This window comes from Arthrobacter sp. NPDC058288, from assembly GCF_042880995.1.
GTDB lineage: Bacteria > Actinomycetota > Actinomycetes > Actinomycetales > Micrococcaceae > Arthrobacter.
The window spans coordinates 1-18,394 of record NZ_JBHVYH010000013.1 but is presented as its reverse complement, the minus strand read 5'-3'; the positions used below and the strand labels follow the sequence as shown (position 1 = coordinate 18,394).

19 protein-coding genes and 1 pseudogene are annotated in these 18,394 nt (G+C 65.6%); 13 read left to right on the top strand and 7 right to left on the bottom strand.

Annotation, left to right across the window (positions count from 1 at the left end):
* Positions 1–43 precede the first annotated feature (43 nt).
* The 4 genes from hpaD (at position 44) to ACFVWT_RS21950 (ending at position 5,001) form a co-directional block, all read left to right on the top strand.
* The gene (gene hpaD, locus ACFVWT_RS21965; protein WP_390251667.1) at positions 44–1,147 is read left to right on the top strand and encodes a 3,4-dihydroxyphenylacetate 2,3-dioxygenase; all 1,104 of its coding nucleotides are present in this window, start codon (positions 44–46) and stop codon (positions 1,145–1,147) included.
* Positions 1,148–1,149: 2 nt separating this feature from the next.
* Positions 1,150–1,935 carry a 2-oxo-hept-4-ene-1,7-dioate hydratase gene (gene hpaH, locus ACFVWT_RS21960; RefSeq protein ID WP_390251665.1) on the top strand — a complete coding sequence of 262 codons (786 nt, stop codon included), beginning with the start codon at positions 1,150–1,152 and terminating at the stop codon, positions 1,933–1,935.
* Positions 1,920–2,741, top strand: a complete 822-nt coding sequence (locus ACFVWT_RS21955) for an HpcH/HpaI aldolase/citrate lyase family protein (protein ID WP_390251662.1) — start codon at positions 1,920–1,922, stop codon at positions 2,739–2,741. Before hpaH ends, ACFVWT_RS21955 begins: the two co-directional genes overlap by 16 nt.
* A gap of 94 nt (positions 2,742–2,835) precedes the next feature.
* On the top strand, positions 2,836–5,001 hold the full coding sequence (locus tag ACFVWT_RS21950) for a transglycosylase domain-containing protein (RefSeq protein ID WP_390251660.1): 2,166 nt from the start codon (positions 2,836–2,838) through the stop codon (positions 4,999–5,001).
* 1 nt (position 5,002) lies between these two features.
* On the opposite strand, the gene ACFVWT_RS21945 is transcribed toward ACFVWT_RS21950, so the two are convergent.
* Complete coding sequence (locus ACFVWT_RS21945; RefSeq protein ID WP_390251658.1) at positions 5,003–5,737, bottom strand: FadR/GntR family transcriptional regulator; 735 nt, start codon at positions 5,735–5,737, stop codon at positions 5,003–5,005.
* A gap of 191 nt (positions 5,738–5,928) precedes the next feature.
* Here ACFVWT_RS21945 and ACFVWT_RS21940 point away from each other — a divergent pair, with 191 nt between their 5' ends.
* From ACFVWT_RS21940 to ACFVWT_RS21925, 4 genes are all read left to right on the top strand, one after another.
* Positions 5,929–6,474, top strand: a complete 546-nt coding sequence (locus ACFVWT_RS21940) for a gluconokinase (protein WP_390251656.1) — start codon at positions 5,929–5,931, stop codon at positions 6,472–6,474.
* 57 nt (positions 6,475–6,531) lie between these two features.
* Positions 6,532–7,935 (top strand): GntP family permease, encoded by a 1,404-nt coding sequence (locus ACFVWT_RS21935; protein ID WP_390251654.1) that lies wholly within the window; start codon positions 6,532–6,534, stop codon positions 7,933–7,935.
* A gap of 369 nt (positions 7,936–8,304) precedes the next feature.
* A complete protein-coding gene (locus ACFVWT_RS21930; protein WP_390251652.1) occupies positions 8,305–9,636 on the top strand; it encodes an ammonium transporter in 1,332 nt (443 codons plus the stop codon).
* A gap of 268 nt (positions 9,637–9,904) precedes the next feature.
* The gene (locus ACFVWT_RS21925) at positions 9,905–10,189 is read left to right on the top strand and encodes a DUF1540 domain-containing protein (RefSeq protein WP_390251650.1); all 285 of its coding nucleotides are present in this window, start codon (positions 9,905–9,907) and stop codon (positions 10,187–10,189) included.
* Between the two features lie 119 nt (positions 10,190–10,308).
* Here ACFVWT_RS21925 and ACFVWT_RS21920 read toward each other — a convergent pair whose 3' ends face one another.
* A complete protein-coding gene (locus ACFVWT_RS21920; RefSeq protein ID WP_390251648.1) occupies positions 10,309–10,686 on the bottom strand; it encodes a hypothetical protein in 378 nt (125 codons plus the stop codon).
* 163 nt (positions 10,687–10,849) lie between these two features.
* Here ACFVWT_RS21920 and ACFVWT_RS21915 point away from each other — a divergent pair, with 163 nt between their 5' ends.
* The 3 genes from ACFVWT_RS21915 (at position 10,850) to ACFVWT_RS21905 (ending at position 12,044) form a co-directional block, all read left to right on the top strand.
* Positions 10,850–11,011, top strand: coding sequence for a hypothetical protein (locus ACFVWT_RS21915; protein ID WP_390251646.1), 162 nt, complete (start codon positions 10,850–10,852; stop codon positions 11,009–11,011).
* Between the two features lie 6 nt (positions 11,012–11,017).
* Positions 11,018–11,332, top strand: coding sequence for a DUF6221 family protein (locus tag ACFVWT_RS21910; protein WP_390251644.1), 315 nt, complete (start codon positions 11,018–11,020; stop codon positions 11,330–11,332).
* A gap of 70 nt (positions 11,333–11,402) precedes the next feature.
* Positions 11,403–12,044, top strand: a complete 642-nt coding sequence (locus tag ACFVWT_RS21905; protein WP_390251642.1) for an NADPH-dependent F420 reductase — start codon at positions 11,403–11,405, stop codon at positions 12,042–12,044.
* A gap of 33 nt (positions 12,045–12,077) precedes the next feature.
* Here ACFVWT_RS21905 and ACFVWT_RS21900 read toward each other — a convergent pair whose 3' ends face one another.
* From ACFVWT_RS21900 to ACFVWT_RS21880, 5 genes and pseudogenes are all read right to left on the bottom strand, one after another.
* A complete protein-coding gene (locus ACFVWT_RS21900; RefSeq protein ID WP_390251640.1) occupies positions 12,078–12,683 on the bottom strand; it encodes a DUF1992 domain-containing protein in 606 nt (201 codons plus the stop codon).
* A 103-nt stretch (positions 12,684–12,786) separates the two neighbouring features.
* Positions 12,787–13,248: pseudogene (locus ACFVWT_RS21895) on the bottom strand (NADPH-dependent FMN reductase); the annotation flags it as partial.
* Between the two features lie 217 nt (positions 13,249–13,465).
* Entirely contained in the window at positions 13,466–14,053 is a 588-nt protein-coding gene (locus ACFVWT_RS21890) for an AAA family ATPase (RefSeq protein WP_390251638.1), read from the bottom strand.
* Positions 14,054–14,098: 45 nt separating this feature from the next.
* Positions 14,099–15,394 (bottom strand): MFS transporter, encoded by a 1,296-nt coding sequence (locus ACFVWT_RS21885; RefSeq protein WP_390251636.1) that lies wholly within the window; start codon positions 15,392–15,394, stop codon positions 14,099–14,101.
* 56 nt (positions 15,395–15,450) lie between these two features.
* Complete coding sequence (locus ACFVWT_RS21880; protein ID WP_390251634.1) at positions 15,451–16,098, bottom strand: bifunctional 4-hydroxy-2-oxoglutarate aldolase/2-dehydro-3-deoxy-phosphogluconate aldolase; 648 nt, start codon at positions 16,096–16,098, stop codon at positions 15,451–15,453.
* A gap of 90 nt (positions 16,099–16,188) precedes the next feature.
* Between ACFVWT_RS21880 and ACFVWT_RS21875 the strand changes: the two genes are divergently transcribed.
* Complete coding sequence (locus ACFVWT_RS21875; protein ID WP_390251632.1) at positions 16,189–17,001, top strand: DeoR/GlpR family DNA-binding transcription regulator; 813 nt, start codon at positions 16,189–16,191, stop codon at positions 16,999–17,001.
* 115 nt (positions 17,002–17,116) lie between these two features.
* Positions 17,117–18,394: winged helix DNA-binding domain-containing protein (locus tag ACFVWT_RS21870; RefSeq protein ID WP_390251630.1), on the top strand; the 1,278-nt coding region annotated here is incomplete at its 3' end.

The following is an 18,394-nucleotide window of genomic DNA, read 5'->3' as shown; positions in this document are numbered from 1 at the left end:
CCCACGAAGACCACCCGCCCCCTTTCAACGAAGAGAGAACACCATGAACAGCCAAGTTTCACAGCACAACGTGATCCCCAAGCCCTCCGTTCCGGCCCCTGACATCGTCCGCTGCGCGTACATGGAAATCGTCGTCACGGACCTCGCCAAATCCCGCGAGTTCTACGTTGACCTCCTGGGCCTGCATGTCACCGAGGAAGACGAGAACAACATCTACCTGCGCTCCCTCGAGGAGTTCATCCACCACAACCTGGTGCTCCGCAAGGGTCCCGTCGCCGCCGTCGCGGCCTTCGCCTACCGGGTGAAGTCCCCCGCCGAGGTGGACGCCGCCGAGGCGTACTACAAGGAGCTCGGCTGCCGCACCGAACGCCGCAAGGAGGGCTTCACCAAGGGCATCGGCGACTCCGTGCGGGTGGAGGATCCGCTCGGCTTCCCGTACGAATTCTTCTACGACGTGGAGCACGTGGAGCGCCTCACCCAGCGCTACGACCTCTACTCCGCCGGCGAGCTGGTCCGGCTGGACCATTTCAACCAGGTCACCCCGGACGTGCCCCGCGGCCGCAAGTACCTCGAGGACCTCGGCTTCCGGGTCTCCGAGGACATCCAGGACTCCGACGGCGTCTCCTACGCGGTGTGGATGCACCGCAAGCAGACCGTGCACGACACTGCGCTGACCGGCGGCAACGGCCCGCGCATGCACCACGTCGCGTTCGCCACCCACGAGAAGCACAACATCATCCAGATCTGCGACAAGATGGGCGCCCTGCGCATCTCCGACCGGATCGAACGCGGACCCGGCCGGCACGGCGTCTCCAACGCCTTCTACCTCTACATCCTGGACCCGGACGGCCACCGCATCGAGATCTACACCCAGGACTACTACACCGGGGATCCGGACAACCCCACCATCACCTGGGACGTCCACGACAACCAGCGCCGCGACTGGTGGGGCAACCCCGTGGTCCCGTCCTGGTACACCGAAGCATCCCTCGTCCTTGACCTGGACGGCAACCCGCAGCCGGTGATCGAACGCGAGGACAAGAGCGAGATGGCCGTGACCGTGGGTGCCGACGGCTTCTCCTACACCCGCAAGGACGGATCCCCCGAAGGCGACCGGACGGGCTTCAAGCTCGGGGTCCAGGTCTAGCCATGCTGGATGCCAAGACGATCGAGGCCATCGCCGACGAGCTGCTGGAAGCCGGCCGGAACCGGAAGCCCGTTCCGCGGCTGACGTCCCGCTACCCGGACATGACGGTGGAAGACTCCTACGCCGTCCAGCAGCTCTGGCGGAACCGCAACGAGGACGCCGGCCGGAAACTCGTGGGCCGCAAGATCGGGCTCACATCCAAGGCGATGCAGGCCGCCACCGGCATCACCGAACCGGACTACGGCGCCATTTTCGATGACATGGTCCTCGAAACCGGCTGCTCGGTGCAGTGGGACCGGTACACGCATCCGCGGGTGGAGGTGGAGCTGGCGTTCGTCCTGAAAGACGGGCTCAAAGGCCCCGGCTGCACCATCTTCGACGTCCTGAACGCCACCGACTACGTGGTTCCGGCCCTCGAGATCCTGGACTCCCGGATCGAAATGGAGGGCCGGACCATCGTGGACACCATCGCGGACAACGCCGCGATGGGCGCCATGGTGGTGGGCGGCCGTCCGGTGAAGCCCGACGCCGTGGACCTCCGCTGGGTCTCGGCCATCCTCTACAAGAACCAGACCGTTGAAGAAACGGGCGTGGCGGCGGGGGTCCTGGACCACCCCGCCAACGGAGTGCACTGGCTGGCCAACAAGATCGCCGCCCACGGTGACGGCATGAAGGCCGGGGACATCATCCTGGCCGGCTCCTTCACCCGCCCGCTCTGGGTATACAAGGGCGACACCGTCCACGCCGACTACGGACCCCTGGGGAGCGTCACATGCCGCTTCGAGTAGACCCTGACGCCACGTTCCGCGACGCCCTTGCCGCATCGGACCGCCCGCTGACGGGCATGTGGGTCTGCTCCGGCAGCCCGCTGGTTGCAGAGTTGTGCGCAGGGGCCGGGCTGGACTGGCTGCTGATTGACGCCGAGCACAGCCCCAACGGCCTCGAATCCATCCTGGCCCAGCTCCAGGCCGTCCGCGGCTACCCGGTCCAGGCGATGGTCCGGCCGCCGGTCAACGACACCGTGCTGATCAAGCAGTACCTGGACCTCGGCGTCCAGAACCTGCTGGTCCCCATGGTGAACTCCGCCGCCGAGGCCGAAGCCGCGGTGGGTGCCACCCGCTACCCGCCGCACGGCGTCCGGGGGGTGGGCTCAGCCCTGGCCCGCGCCTCGCGCTGGAACCGCATCCCGGACTACCTCGCACGCGCCAGCGAAACCGTCAGTGTCACCGTCCAGATCGAATCGGAAGCCGCCGTCGCGGCAGTGGAAAACATCCTGGCGGTCGACGGCGTGGACGGCATCTTCCTGGGGCCCTCCGACCTCGCCGCCTCCATGGGCGTGCTGGGACAGCAGGAACACCCCGAGGTGCGTGCCGCCGTCGAACATTGCATTGCTGCCGCCAAGGCGGCCGGCAAACCGGCCGGCGTGAACGCTTTCAACCCCGCCACCGCCCGCAGCTACCTGGCGGCCGGCGCCGCGTTTGTACTGGTGGGCGCCGACGTCGCCATCCTTGCCCGCGGCTCCGAGGCACTCGCTGCCGAATACATCCCTCCGGAGCCGGTGGTTAAGCCGCCCCAAACCCCGGCCAGCTATTGAGCGGCCCCTTCCGGCAGTAGGGCTGTAGGACTCTGTCCGGCGGGCGGCGGCCCGGCGTAGCCTTGAAGCACTGGCACGCGTGATAGCTGGAAAAATGACGCCGAAGAAGCGATGGGGTTACCGTCTGGCCGCAGCCCTGGGAAGGCTGATCGGGTTTATTGCCGTGAGCGCCGTCTGCGGCGTCCTGGCCGCCAGCCTGGTGGCACCCAGCGTCGCGGCGGCCGGCATGACGGTCAGCACTTCGATCACGTTCTTCAACAGCCTGCCCGGTGACCTCACGGTCGATCCCCCGTCGCAGGCCACCAAAATGGTGACCGCAGACGGCCAGCCCATCGCCACCTTCTACGCGGAAAACCGGGTGCGCGTCACCCTCGACCAGATGTCGCCGTTCATCAAGGACGCGATCGTCGCGATCGAGGACAGCCGCTTCTACGAACATGGCGGCGTTGACCCCCAGGGCATCCTCCGCGCGCTGACATTCAATGTCACCCAGGGCGGCCGTCAGGGCGCATCCACGCTGACGCAGCAGTACGTCACCAACGTCATCAACGAGTCGTATCTTTCGGCGGATCAAGGCGAGCAGGTCATTCTCAGCGGCCAAAAGAGCGTTGGCGACAAGATTCGGGAGATGAAGCTCGCCATTGAACTGGAGAAGAAATACACCAAGGACCAAATCCTCGAAGGCTACCTGAACATTGTGTTCTTCAACCGGGATGCCTACGGAATCGAGGCCGCCGCGCGGCACTTCTTCAGTGTTTCCGCCAAGGACCTGACCCTGCCGCAGGCGGCGCTTCTTGCCGGGCTGGTGAACAGCCCCAGCTTCTACGACCCTGCAGTGCATCCGGAGAACTCGCTGCAACGCCGCAACCAGGTCCTGGGCAACATGCTGGAGCAGGGCAAAATCACCCAGGCCGAGCACGATGCCGCCGTGGCCGCCGGGGCGGAGCTGAAGATCACCCCGGGCCGGCAGGGCTGCGCAGCCGCCGTGATCGCACCGTACTTCTGTGACTATGTGTCGCACCTGATCCTTAACAACCCGGCCTACGGAGCGGACATCAACGACAGGGAGAGGCTGCTGTACCGCGGCGGCCTGACCATCGTCACCACGTTGGACAGCAGGCTACAGGCCGCAGCCCAGGCCCAGGTGGACGCCACCGCAGGAGCGAATCCGGACAAATGGGGCGCTGCCCTGGTGACCATACAGCCCGGGTCCGGCAGGATCCTGGCCATGGCTCAGAACACGGTCTTCCTTCCGGCGGAAGGGAAATTCGATACCCAGCTGAACTTCAACGTCGATTCCAGGGACGCCAACGGCAATGACCTCAACGGGGCCGGCGGGTTCCAGCCCGGATCCACCATGAAGCCCTTCACCTTCGCTGAATGGCTGAACGAGGGCAAACCCCTGAACGCGGTGGTCGACGCGTCGCGTCGGACCTATCCTCTCGGCTTCCCGTGGCGGTCCAGCTGTGGAAAGGTGCTGGGCGCCTACAGCACGGCCCAGAGAGCCGAGGGCGCGGCCGACGATCTCCAGAACAACGACCCCGGCTACTACCGGCCCATGCCGGTCAACTACGGCCTGTACAACTCCATCAACACGGCAACTTTCGCCGAAGCCACGCAGCTGGACTTCTGCGGAATCCAGAAGATGGTGGATGCGGTGGGCCTCCACAGCGGGCTGGACGGCGCCCAGATCAACATGCACCAGCTCGGCAACCTGCTGGGCGCCATCGGCGTGGCTCCCCTTCACCTGGCCAATGCCTTTGCCACGTTCGCCAATGACGGCCGATACTGCACCCCGATCGCCATGGCGGACGTGAGCGACCCGGCAGGCCGGCACCTGCCGGCCGAATCCTCCCAATGCCGCAACGCCGTTAAGCCCGAGGTGGCCCGCGGCGTCAACGCGGTGCTCCAGGACGTACTGAAAATGGGCTCGGGCGTCTACATCAACCCGAAGGTCCAGAGCAAGGTGCCGGTGGCGGCCAAAACGGGAACATCGAACAACAACGGCGCCACCTGGGTGGCGGGCTACACCTCGGGCCTGGCCACCGCGTCCTTCTTTGGAGACACCCTGGAGGGCCAACAACGGGCGGGCCAGAACGTCACCATCAACGGCAACTTCTACAAGTCTGTGGACGGTTACATGCTCGCCGGTCCGCAGTGGGCCAACTACATGATGGAGGTGGCCGGGCTGTATCCGGCCAATCCCTTCCCGCCACCACCGCCGTCCATGAGCAACCCGACGCCGGCGCCCTCCCGCTAGGCTACGGCAGCCCCATCGCGGTGCGGACCTCATCGAGGATGTGGTGCATGGCGGCCTCCGCCGTGCCGGCATCGCCCCCGGCAACCGCCGCCGCCACGGCCTCGTGGGCCGCCAGCGCTTCGGGACGCGGCTTGAAGGGCATCAGTCCCTGTTTAGTCCGGCTGGACAGGACTTCGGCCACCATTCCATCCAGGGCCTTGAACATTTCGTTCCCGCTGCTGTGCAGGAGCAGGCTGTGGAAGGCGATGTCCGCCTTGAGGAATGCCTCCAGCTCGCCGGCTTCGCCAAGCCGTCTCAGTTCCGCGGCCAGCGCCGTCAGCTGGCGGCGTTCCGCTGCGCCCGCACGGCGCGCAGCACCGGCCGCAGCAATGGGTTCGACGGCGATCCGGAGTTCCGTGAGGCTGCTGTACTGCTCGGCACGGCGGCTGGATGCCAGCCGCCACCGCACCAGCTTGGGGTCAAAGACGTTCCAGAGTTCGGGGTCCTGCACCACGATGCCCACCCGTCGGCGGGAGTACACCAGATTCATCGATTCCAGGACGCGCATGGTGTCCCGGGCCAGCGTGCGGGAAATCTTGTACTGCTGCTGAAGGTCGTCCAGGGTCAGCCGGCGGCCCGGGGCCAGCTCACCGGAAACAATGGCTTCGCCGAGGGCGTCCAGTACCCGCAGGTGCAGGGCCGGAACGGCCGCGTCCCCGTCGTTTGCGTCCGCGTGGTCGTCTGTCGCCGTCGACATCTTTGTAGCCTCCCTCTGCGCCGTGGCGCCTGGCCTCCAGTTTAGGCCAAAAAGTGGCAAAGGTATGACCTGTATTACATAAAGATGCTACTAATCACGATGAATGGTGCTATCTTATTTTCCTATCCAGCGTCCGCTGCTGGCCTGAGCTTCATTCCGAAGCCAACGATGTCTTCTACGGAGGTAGAACAATGAAGTTTCCTGCCATGCATTTGGTAGTCATGGGTGTCGCCGGAGCCGGCAAATCCACCATCGCCGGAGCCCTCTCCCGGGACCTCGGCTGGGATATGGCCGAGGCGGACCAGTTCCACCCCGAGTCCAACATCGCCAAGATGAACGCCGGCACCCCGCTGCAGGACGAGGACCGCTGGCCGTGGCTGCGGTCCATCCGCGACTGGATGACCGCCCAGGCCGCGGAAGGCAAGAGCACGGTCCTGACCTGCTCCGCCCTCAAGCACAGCTACCGCCAGCTGCTCTCGGAAGCAGATGGCACCGTGGTCTTCATCCACCTCGACGGCGACCCCGCCCTGCTCGGCGAGCGCATGCGCGGACGCGAGGGCCACTTCATGCCCGTGACGCTCCTGCCCAGCCAGCTGGCCACACTGGAACCGCTGACGCCGGAGGAGCTCGCCGCCGGAAGCCTTCGGCTGGCCATCACCCGCACCCCCGAGGACCTGGTCCAGGCCATCAAGTCCGCCCTTCACCTGCCGGCGGACAACGCTCCCAGCGGTTCCTGACCCCCTAATCCCCCCATAGCTCCACCCCCCCCAACACATCTGTTTCAAAGGAGAACCATGACCATCGAAGGATGGACTCAAACCCTCGGCGCAGGTCCCCTGCTGCTGATTGCCGGCGCCGCCATCCTGGTGCTGCTGTTCCTCATCATCAAGCTGCGCATGCACGCGTTGCTGGCCCTGATCCTCATCAGCCTGGCAACCGCCTTCGCCACCGGCATCCCGGCGGACAAGGTGGTTCCGGTGCTGGTCAACGGGTTCGGCAGCACGCTGGGCACGGTGGCCCTGCTGGTTGGCCTGGGTGCCATGCTCGGCCGCATCGTTGAGACCAGCGGCGGCGCGAAGGCGCTTGCCGACTACCTCATCAACATCTTCGGTGAGAAGCGCGCCCCCTTCGCGCTGGGCCTCGCCTCGCTGATCTTCGGCTTCCCCATCTTCTTCGACGCGGGACTGGTGGTCATGCTGCCCGTAGTCTTCGCGGTGGCGCACCGGCTTGGCGGCGGCGTGCTGCGCTACGGCCTGCCGGCCGCAGGTGCCTTCTCGGTAATGCACATCTTCCTGCCCCCGCACCCGGGCCCGGTCTCCGCGGCAACCTTCTTCGACGCCAACATCGGGCTGGTCCTGATCGCCGGCCTCATCACCGCAATCCCCACCTGGTACATCACGGCCTACCTGTTCGGCCTGTGGACGGGCAAGAAGCTGGTCCTCCCGGTCCCGGAACTGCTCGGCCACGCCGACACCGCCGCCGAAGAGAACCCGCCGCGCTTCCGCACGGTGGTGGGCGTCCTGCTCCTTCCGCTGGTCCTCATCTTCCTCAACACCGGCCTCAGCACGCTGGCGTCCTCCGGCGTCCTTCCGGCCTCGGCAAAGACCGAGGCCTGGTACCAGATCCTGCGCACCCTCGGTGAAACGCCGGTGGCACTGCTGATCGCGGTACTGGTGGCCATGTTCGTCCTGGGCAGGCTGCGCGGCTCCCGCGGCGCCACCCTGGAGAAGCTGCTCGAATCCTCCCTCGGCCCGGTCTGCTCCGTCATCCTGATCACCGGCGCCGGCGGCATGTTCGGCGGCGTGCTGCGCACCTCCGGCATCGGCACCGCCCTGGCCGGCGTCCTGGGCGACGTCGGCATCCCCCTGCTGCTGGCCGGCTTCCTGATCTCGGCCATCCTGCGCATCGCGCAGGGTTCCGCGACGGTGGCACTGACCACCACCGCCGGGCTGATCGCTCCCGCAGTGGCCCTCGCGGGCATGAACGGCATGCAGGTGGCCGCCCTGGTCATCGCCGTGGCCGCCGGTTCCGTGGTGGTCTCGCACGTCAACGACTCCGGCTTCTGGCTGGTGGGCCGATTCTTCGGCATGGACGTCAAGACCACCCTGAAGACCTGGACCGTCATGGAAACGCTGATCGGCGTCATGGGCTTCGCGATCGCTGCCGCCATTTTCGGCGTGGCCGGCCTGGCCGGTTAGCCGGCCGCTATATCGCATCCGGGTCACCCCGGTAACGCAACAGAGAACGACGGCGGGACGTCCCGCCGTCGTTCTCTGTTTAACGCCGGCCCGGCCCATTGACCAACGGCCCATCCGCCCGTGGTGAGCAGCCGGTCATCTCGCCGAAACGTGCCTCGCCAAAAACCCCCAACCACCCCGCCCAGGGCCTTCCGTTAACATGTCCGAAACATGGCGGTCACGTGATCTTCACGCAGGCTCCGTTCCTGTAACTTTCCTGCAACGTAGCGCCCGATTATCGGAAACACGGAACGTGAAACATTGAGCGGGGGCGTGGCCCGGAATCACTCGAGGTCCCGTACGGAAGACTTGATGAGAAGGGACACGCAGGTGCAAATCACTGCGGAAAACGTCTGGGTGCTGGTGTCGACGGCCCTTGTGCTGATCATGACGCCCGGCCTCGGCCTCTTTTACGGCGGCATGACCCGGGCCAAGGCGGCGCTCAACATGATCATGATGAGCTTCATCTCGGCGGGCATCGTCGGCGTCATCTGGGTGCTGTGGGGCTATTCCATGAGCAGCGGGGAAGGCGTGCTGGGCTTCTTCGGCAACCCGTTCGCCAACTTCGGGCTCACCAACCTCATCGGCTCCCCGGACCTCATCAAGGCAGCCTACGCGGGCACGTTCGCCATGGTCACCGTTGCCCTCATCAGCGGCGCCATCGCCGACCGCGCCAAGTTCAGCTCCTGGGCGCTCTTTGTGCCCATCTGGATCACCCTGGTGTACTGCCCGCTGGCCTACATGGTCTGGGGCGGCGGACTGCTGGGCGCCAACGGAGCCATCACCTCCGTGTTCGGGCAGGTCATCGACTTCGCCGGCGGCACCGTGGTGGAAATCAGCTCCGGCGTGGCAGCACTTGTCCTGGCCGTCATCGTGGGCAAGCGCCAGGGGTTCGGCAAGGACCCCAACCACCGCCCGCACAACATCCCCTTCATCATGCTCGGAGCCGCCATCCTCTGGTTCGGCTGGTTCGGTTTCAACGGCGGGGCAGCCACCACGGCGGAGCAGGCCGGGCTGATCTGGATCAACACCCTCGTGGCCCCTGCCGCGGCCATGCTGAGCTGGCTCGTCACCGAAAAGATCCGCCACGGACACCCCACCTCGCTGGGCGCCGCGTCCGGCGTAGTGGCCGGCCTGGTGGCCATCACGCCGTCCTGCGCCAACATCAGCCCGGTTGCAGCCATCGGCCTGGGGCTCGCCGCGGGCGCCCTCTGCGCCATCTTCGTGGACCTGAAGTACCGGTTCGGCCTTGACGACTCGCTCGACGTTGTGGGCGTCCACCTCGGCGGCGGCCTCATCGGCACGCTGGCCCTTGGCTTCATTGCACTGCCGGTGGACGGCGAGGGCGGCGGCCTCTTCTACGGCGGCGGACTTCACCAGCTGGTGGCCCAGACCGTTGCCGTCCTGGTGACGGTGCTGCTGTCCGGACTGGTGACCACCGTCCTGGGCCTCGCCATCCACAAGACGCTGGGTTTCCGCGTCAGCGAGGAAGCCGAAAGCGTGGGCGTGGACCTGTCCGAGCACGCCGAGACCGCCTACGCGTTCGGCGAGCTGTCCCGCAGCCGGTTCAACCCTTTCCACCACTACGCGACCGTGCCGGCCCCGGAAACGGCCACGGCACAGCGAGGCCAGCCGCACGAAAAGGAAGACAGCCTCGTGTAGCTGCCTTTGCCTGGTGCGGCCTGGTGCTCCCTGTTGAGGGGCCGGCGGCGGTTGTGGGAAGGCCCCCCGGACGTGCCGGGAGTCGTGCCGTCGGCCCTACCTCAATTCTAGGGAGCGGCGCGTCGCCGGACCATAGGCCGTAATGCCTAAGCGCCCGCAGGTCCCGCAATTAGGTCATGCGTTTGGGTCTTTTTGATCGGGCCGAACAGGCCTACCGTGGACGCAGGGAGCCGCCCGCCCGGGCAGCCGAACCACGGAGGATCTTCCTATGACAACGCACGTCGCAGACTGCAGTGTTTCCAACTGTTCCTTCAACGACCATTCGCATTGCAGCGCCGCCGCCATCACGGTGGGCGGGACCGAAGACCACGCATCCTGCGCCACCTTCATCGACACCGGCACCCACGGCGGCCTGCCCAAGGTCCTGGCCGACGTCGGAGCGTGCCAGCGCTCGGAATGCGCCCATAACGACCACCTGATGTGCAAGGCGCCCGAGGTCCATGTGGGACCCGGCGCGGACAATGCCGACTGCCTCACCTACGCGCACGCGTAGCGGCGCACCCGGCGGCCCAGAACCGAAAGCAGCGGACGACGGCGGGACTTCCCGCCGTCGTCCGCTTGCGTGAGCGGCCGGCCGGCGAACTCCGGTGCAAGCTGTGGCGGAGCCGCCGCTCAGGTGTCGCGGCCCGGTGCCTCACGGTCGGGTTCTTCCAGCCAGTTCACCACGCTGCTGCCGCCGTGCGCCCGGTTGAGGGTTTCCTGCAGGGCGTCGGCTTCCTGCGCCGCGATGTCCAACTCGGCCACCGCCGTCATCACGCCGCGGGCGCTTTCATTGTGCGGGCGGGAATAGTGCGTTCCTGCTGCCGCCGCCCGGTGCCATGCGGCCAGTTCGCGGATGGCCTGGGCGATGGAGCCCTGCGTGTCCGTCAGGCTGCGGAGGATTTCGTGGCTGTCCGAGGGAGCGTCCAGGTTCCTGGCGGCACGGGCCAGGTACCGGGCCGCTTCCTGCATCTGCTGCGCTGCGCGCCGTGGTCCGTTCGTCTCTGACACTGTCCTGCTCCTTCGCTGGCCGTCCTTCGATGGGACTTATTGTCCTCTACTGCAGTGGCGGCGGCAGGGGCGGAAAGGTCCTTGACAGCCCTATGGCTCCGGGAGCTAGATGATGAGTAGCGGGAGTTTGAGATCACGGCACAAAGCAAGCAAAGGAGCGGACATGAGCGAAAACCCGCGAGTGTCGGAGCGTGTCCACAGTGAAGCTCCGGCCGAGGGCGACGAAAACGCTGATCCCCGGGACATCCGGGTACATTCCCAGGACCCCGCCGAAGGCGGTGACGTCACAGTCGCCGACCTCACGGACGGGGCGGCCGGCGGCTGAACGATTGTGGACATCGTCGAGTTCCTGTCCGAGCGCATCAGGGAAGATGAGGCGGCGGCCCTCAAGCTTCTCAGCGACCGCACGGTTTCCGAGTCAGCAAAATGGTACGAGCACCGGCTCTTGCTTGAGTGCGAGGCGAAGAAGAGGGTTATCCGGGTCGTCGAATCGGCCCGGCAGACGGCCCTGGCCACCATGGTCAGCGACCCGTTCGAGGAGGAATCCCGATGGATTCCCGAGGCCATTGAATGGACCACGCGTTCGCTGAAGGCACTGGCGCTGCCCTACGCAGATCACCCGGATTTCGAAGAGGACTGGCGCTAACTTTGTGCCAGACGCTACAAATTGTGGCGAGCCCCGAAATATCCCGTGCCGGGTTAGTGTTGGCCCGGATATGACAACAATCGGAATCATCGGTGCAGGACACATTGGCAGCCAGATTGCCCGCAAGGCCGCGGAACTCGGCTACGAGGTGGTCATCAGCAATTCGCGCGGCCCGGAAACGCTGACGGCCCTCGTGGCGGAGCTGGGACCGCGGGCGCGGGCCGCAACTGCGGCGGAGGCGGCCGCGGCGGGCGATTTCGCCGTCGTCACCGTGCCGCTCAAGAGCATCGGGGACCTTCCGGTGCAGCCGCTGGAAGGCAAGATCGTGATTGACACGAACAACTACTACTGGGAGCGGGACGGGCGCTTCCCTGAACTGGACAGCGGCCAGGAGACGACCTCCGGGCTGCTGCAGAAGCACCTCCCCACCTCCAAGGTGGCCAAGGGCTTCAACCACATCATGGCGAAAGAGATCACCAGTGACGGAATGCCGGCCGGCACCGAAGGCCGGCGCGCCCTTGCCACGGCCAGCGACTACCCCGAGGCTGCCGAACTCGTGACCCGGATCTACGACGAGTTTGGCTTCGACACCGTCAACGTCGGTCCCCTGGCCGAAAGCTGGCGGGTTGAGCGCGACCGCCCCGCGTACGTCGTTCGCCAGACTGCCGCAGAGCTCACGGAGAACCTGGCCCGGGCCCCGCGCACCGTCTGACCTTTACGAGTGACGTCGGCTCGCGGTTGACCGTCAGGTTTCACCGTTCCAGATCCGCCGCCACCAGGAGCGCTTCACTTCAGGCTCCGGTGGCGGCGGCGCCGCAGCGGCAACGGCTGCACGGCGTTCGCGCCAGCGGTCCACCTCGGCATCCACGTCCCGGGTGCTGGTGATGACAGGCGGACCGCCCTGGAGCTGGCGGCGGGCGTCGATCACGCGCTTATTGAAGTCCTGCAGGATGTCGCGGACCTGCTTTTCCGAGTACTGGGCATCGAGCCTGGCGTCCAGCCCGGCGTCCTCGGTCCGCAGGAGAATGGCTTTCGGGGCCATGCCGGTAATGTTCTCGCGCTGGATGAGGCCCTTGACCCACCAGTCGGGATCGTAACCTTCGCCCAGCCCCGGGATGGGTTTGCCGGCGTACTTAAGGTTGTCGAACTTCCCTTGGGCCATGGCGTCCCGGATCAGGTATTCAACCCTCCTTGCGTCATCGACTTTCCGCCGCTTTTCCCGTTCCTTTTCCTCGGCAGCAGCGAGCTCGGCCTCCTCCTGGGCCGACATTCCGGTTGCACGGACGGCGCGAAGCTCGGCGGCACGTTCCACCCGGCGCCTGAACGCACCCCCGTTTCCTTCGCTGGTCATGTCCACACCGCCCCGATCCTGAATAACCTGCCTTCCAGTATTCAGAGGCCCTGAGGGAGTTTCAATAAGGCGTGCGGGACCGTGATCATTGCCCGGGCGCCAGCTAGCGCGAGAGCTTGGCCGAGTCGGGTGTGGGGTCGCCGATGTGGCCGGGGGCGTTGGCGGCGAGCACCCGTTGCACGAACGCGCCGTACTCCTCCATGTAGTGGCGCAGGAAGTCCGCGGTGCCCTGGTTGGTGACCGTTCCGTCGTCGGCGAAATCGGCGGGATTGAACTTCAGGTAGGCCTCGGGGGCGTTGAGCTGGGGCGCGTCCAGGAAACTGAGGACGGCGCGCATGGAGGACTGCATCACAGCGGTGCCGATACTGCCGGGCGAAGCACCGATGATGCCGGTGGGTTTGCGGGCGAACGAGTTGGTTCCCCAAGGGCGCGATCCCCAGTCGATGGCGTTCTTGAGTGCGCCGGGGATGGAGCGGTTGTATTCAGGGGACACGAACAGGATGCCGTCCAAGTAGCCGATCTTGAACGTTGCCGTGCGACAGATCCCTTCTTTGGGCCGGTCTGAGCCGGCTGGCCGACTGCTGGGCGGCGCCCGAAGCAGGCGCGGTACCCACAACAGTCCAGCACAGATGTCGGGTGCGGGCCAGAGGCGCGGGCCCGCCGGCGGGCCGCCTTTGCAGCTGACGGCGTCGACTGGCCACACCGGCCGGTAGTCATGGCAGCGCGAAGCGGACGACGGCGGGGCCTCCCGCCGTCGTCCTCTCCCTTTACGGCGTCGTGCCTTACGCGGCGCCGGAATCCAGCGCAGCTGCGAAGTCGGTGATGTCCGCAGCCGCAGCGCTGTTGTCGAAGTCCAGGTGGCGGGCTTCCTTCCATTGGCAGGAATTTGCCTGCGCACCGGCCCAGAATGTTTCCCAGTTGGCGAGCTTCCATTCGTCCCGCGGGTAGCCACGGGCAACCAGGCGCTGACGGAGCGCTTCGCCGGCCAGCCTGACATGTACCACTACCAGCTCCGCCTCCGGCCACCGGTGCTGGACTCGGACCTTGGACAGATAGTCGTCATCCGGGAAAAACTTCCCGAACGGCGCGTCCAGGACGACGGAGTTCCCGGCCATCAGGTTGTCACGGGTGAGGTCCAGGATGGACGCGTACTCGAGCGGCATGATGGTGCCCTGGTAGAACTCGTTGTTGTCCCGCTCGTTGGGATCCGAGTTGTTGAGTTTGAGCAGCAGCTCGGTGAACCGGATGGTGGCCGTGTCCTTGTCGATGTACGCCGCCCCGAATCGCTGGGCGATGAGCAGGCTGACACTGGATTTTCCAGAGCCTGCCGGGCCAATCACAAAGAACACTTTGGGGATGGTGGTAGTCAACTGCCTGTTCTTCCTTGAACCGTAGAACTTGTGCCCTGGCCGCGGCTACGCCGCGGTGACCGCGCGGCGGTCCTTGACAAAGATGCCGTAGGACAGGGCACCGACGATCAGCAGCACGCCGCCGATCAGGAACACCAGCGTATAGTTGCCGCCTGTCTCATTGAGGATAAATCCGGTCACGATCGGCGCTACGGCAGCGCCGAGGAAGCCGCCGAAGTTCTGGATGGCCCCCAGGGATGCCACCTGGTTGGACTCCGCGATGTCCGAGGCCAAGGTCCACAGCACGCCGATGGGGACCTGGGCTGCGAAGTAGCCTACCGACAGCAGCACGATGGCCAGCGCGGTGTTTTCGACATAAGCCACGGGAAGCACCGCAGCAGCGGCCACAAGCGCGCCGCCCACGATGGGGATCTTGCGGGCCGTGACGGTATGGACTCCTCGTTTGATGAGCTTGCCGGACAGAATACCTCCGGCCAGGACGCCGACGACACCGCACAGGAAGGGCAACCCCGCGAGCCATCCAATCTGGCTCAGGCTGAAGCCGCGCGCGGTCTGAAGGTAGCTGGGCAGCCATGTGAGGTAAACCCACACGGTGTAAAAGATGCCGAACGCGCCGAGGACCATGAACCAGGTGTTCTTCTGCTTGAGGAGTTCGCCCCAGCCGGCCTGCTTTTCCTTCGGCTTCTGCTGTTCCTCAAACTCCGCACCCTTAATGATGAACTGCTCCTTCATCGTCGGATCGCGGTAGATCCGGAGCCAGACCAGGGCAATGACGATGCCCAAGGCACCGATGACGACGAACATCCCCCGCCAGCTCATGGTGAGCATCAGGAACGTCAGCAGCGGCGGAGCAATCGCGTTGGCGATCTGTGATCCGGTGTTAACGATTGATACAGGGAGTGCACGCTCTGTCTTGTTGAACCATTTGTCGGCCACCTTGAGCCCGGACGTGAAGAACGGTGACTCGGCTATGCCCAGGGCAACTCGGGCTGCGTACAGGAACCCGAAGGAGTTGGCCAACGCGGACAGCATGGACACGATGGACCAAAGGCCCGCCGCCCACGCGAACATGCGCTTGGGTCCGAACCGGTCCACCAGGTAACCAGCGGGAAGGTTCGCGATGGCGTAGGGCCAGGAGAACGCGGAAAGCAGCAGGCCCATCTGAAGGGTGTTGAGGCCAAATTCCTTGGCAATGGTGGTGTTGGCGATGCTGAGGTTGTTGCGGTCAAGATAGTTGATAATCCCGCCAATGACGAGCAGGGCAATCAGGTACCACCTGATCCGCACGCTCTTCAACGGCTTGTCCTGGGACGTATCGATTTCTGCTGAAGCTTGGCTCATGCAGTTCACTCCTTTGTGTTCTGGCGACATTTGCTGTCGGTCCGGGGCATCGGGCCCTAGGGGCGGGCGGCGTCTATGGCTGCGAGGAACGTTCGGGCTGCCTGGGATACGAGCTTGTAGTCGCCGTCTTTCTGGGCGGCTTTTGTGACAAAGCTGCCGACGCCGACTGCCGTCACTCCTGCAGCGAACCATGCGCTGACGTTCGCCGGAGTGACACCTCCGGACGGCATGATGGGCGCCTGCGGCAGTGGTGCCAGGATTGTCTTGACATAAGCCGGTCCGCCGAGTTCGGCAGGGAAGAGCTTGACGATGTCAGCCCCGGCCTCAAGTGTGTTGAGCACTTCGGTGGGGGTGAAGGCACCGCTGGCCGTCACGGCCTGGTACCGGTTGGCGGTGGCAATCATGGCGGGATTCAATTGCGGGCTGACCAGCAGCCGCGCCCCTGCCGACACCGAAGCATAGGCTGCTTCGGCGTCGAGCACGGTGCCGGCTCCCACCACAATTCCCTGGTCACCGTATTTGTCGGAGAGGCGTTCAATGACTCCGAGCGCACCGGGAACGGTCAACGGGACCTCGACGGCGCGGATTCCGCCGTCGATGGCAGCCTCGGCAACGCGGTAGGCCTCATCGGCAGAATCCAGCCGGGCGATCAACAAGGCACCGGTTCGGATGATGGTCTCTAGGGTCTCAAATTTGTTTAACATCAATTAAGAGATTAGCCCAAATATTCACAAATGAGAACAGTCTGTGAAAAGTTGTTAAGCTTGTTACGTCCACGTCCCGAAGGAGCCCCCGTGAGTCCCACAGCCCGACCACTGATCCCCGAGCAGCGCCACCAGGAGATCCTTCGGCTGCTGAGGCGCGAGGGTGTCCTGAGCATCCGCAGCCTCACCGACTACATGAACGTCTCCCACATGACCGTCCGCCGGGACATCACCGCCCTGGAGGACCTGGGCCAAGTGGTCTCCGTCCAAGGCGGCGTGCGTCTCGCGGACTGGACCAGCCAGGAGCCGCCGCGGGAACGTGAATTCAGGGCCCAGCTGGAACTCCCCCGCAAGCAGGCAATCGCGGAGCTCGCCGCGGAGTACGTCGAGGACGATATGGTGGTGTTCCTCGATGCCGGCACCACGTGCCAGTCCGTGGTGCCTTATCTCGGCGGACTCAAGAACGTCACCGTGGTGACCAACGACTTCTACGTTGTCACCAGCCTGTTCGCCTACCCGAACGTCGAGACGATCCACACCGGCGGAGTGGTGGATCCGTCCAGCGCGTCCAGCTGCGGACGCATCGCCGCGGACACCATCAAGTCCATCAACATCGACCTCTTTTTCCTCAGCACCGGCACCTGGAACATGTCCCGCGGCGTCACCACGCCTTCCATGGACAAGGTGGAAGTTAAGCTGGCGGCACTGGAGGCGTCGTCGTCATGCTTCCTGCTGGCGGACAGCACTAAGTTCGGTACCGTCTCCAAGTTCAACGTTGCTCCGCTCGAGAAGCTGGACGCAGTGGTCACCGACGATCAGCTCCCCCGGGAAATGCAGGAGAACATCCGGGATCTTGGCGTCGCCGTGCACGTTGCGGCGTTGGGCAAGGCGGCCACGGCCTAGTCGTGACGGCCTGCCCCTCAAGCCTGCGGCGCTCACGAGCCGACGCACCGTAGTCAGCGCCCTGCTGCGGCAATGAACCTCCCCCGGCGGCCGGCGGCGGCGATACTATGTGCCAGTGGCTGACAGGGTTTCGAAGGGCGACGTCATCGCGTTCCGCCTGGCCGCCCATCATCTCGACGAACGGTTGGGCGAAGGCGGTCTGCTGGACGCGGCCGGCAAGTGCGGGATTCAGAACAGCCCGCCCGGGTCGGCCCTCCTTGCCCTGCACGCCAGGGTGCGAAACCTGACACAGGAACAGGTGGCCGACGCCGTCGCCAAGGAGAAGAGCCTGCTGCAGACCTGGTGCATGCGCGGATCACCGTTCTACTTCCCGGCCACGGACGCGCCGGTATTCACCACCGGAGTCCTCCCGCCGGCCGAGGAAGCGATGCGCCGTCTGGTTGTCGGCGTGGAGCCGGCGTTGGACAAGCTGGGTATGAGCCTGAGCGAGACGGTGGAGCTGGCCGGCGCGGAAACCCATGACGTGCTATCCGGGCGGGGGCTCGCCATCAACGAGTTGGGCGCGGAGATCGCCACGCGGATTGCCCGCAGGCTGCCGAAGCGGCAACGCGACATCTGGGAGGAAGAGGGTCCCTACGCCCCGGGGCAGCCGCTCGGTGAAGGCGTCGTACATTTCTGCGTGCGTATCCTCACATTGCAGCGGGTGGTCTGCCTGGCGCCACGAGTGGGGAGCAAAGCCCCGTTCGTCCTGGTCGACGAGTGGCTTGGCCATCCGATCCCGGACATCGACCCCGAACTCGCTCGCGCCGAACTGCTTCGCCGCTACCTGCGCTGCTATGGACCCTCGACGCGCGGCGGCTTCGCCTCGTGGGCGGGGATCCATGCCGGTGATACCGACCCCTGGTGGAACCTGGTCGGGGACGAGCTGACCCAGGTCGAGTTCGGCGGCGCGTCCTGGATCCTCACCGAGGATCTCGACGCGCTGCGGTCCGCGCCGGCGCCGAAGGGGGTGCGGCTGCTCCCGCCCGGTGACCCTTATGCGCAGATGCGCGACCGCGAAACGATCGTCGACAGGAAGTACCACCGGGAAGTGTGGAGGATGGTCGGCCAACCGGGAACGGTCCTCGCAGACGGCAAAATCACCGGCACATGGCGGTCACGCAAGAGCGGCCGGAAGCTGGCCCTCACCATCACGACGTTCGGCTCGTTGCCGGAACGGGACAGGGTGTCGCTACAGGGTGAGGCTGCGCAGGTCGCGACGCTGCGAGGCGCGTCGTCGGTGGACGTCGCGTTCGGCACTGGATCCTCACCGAGGATCTCGACGCGCTGCGGTCCGCGCCGGCGCCGAAGGGGGTGCGGCTGCTCCCGCCCGGTGACCCTTATGCGCAGATGC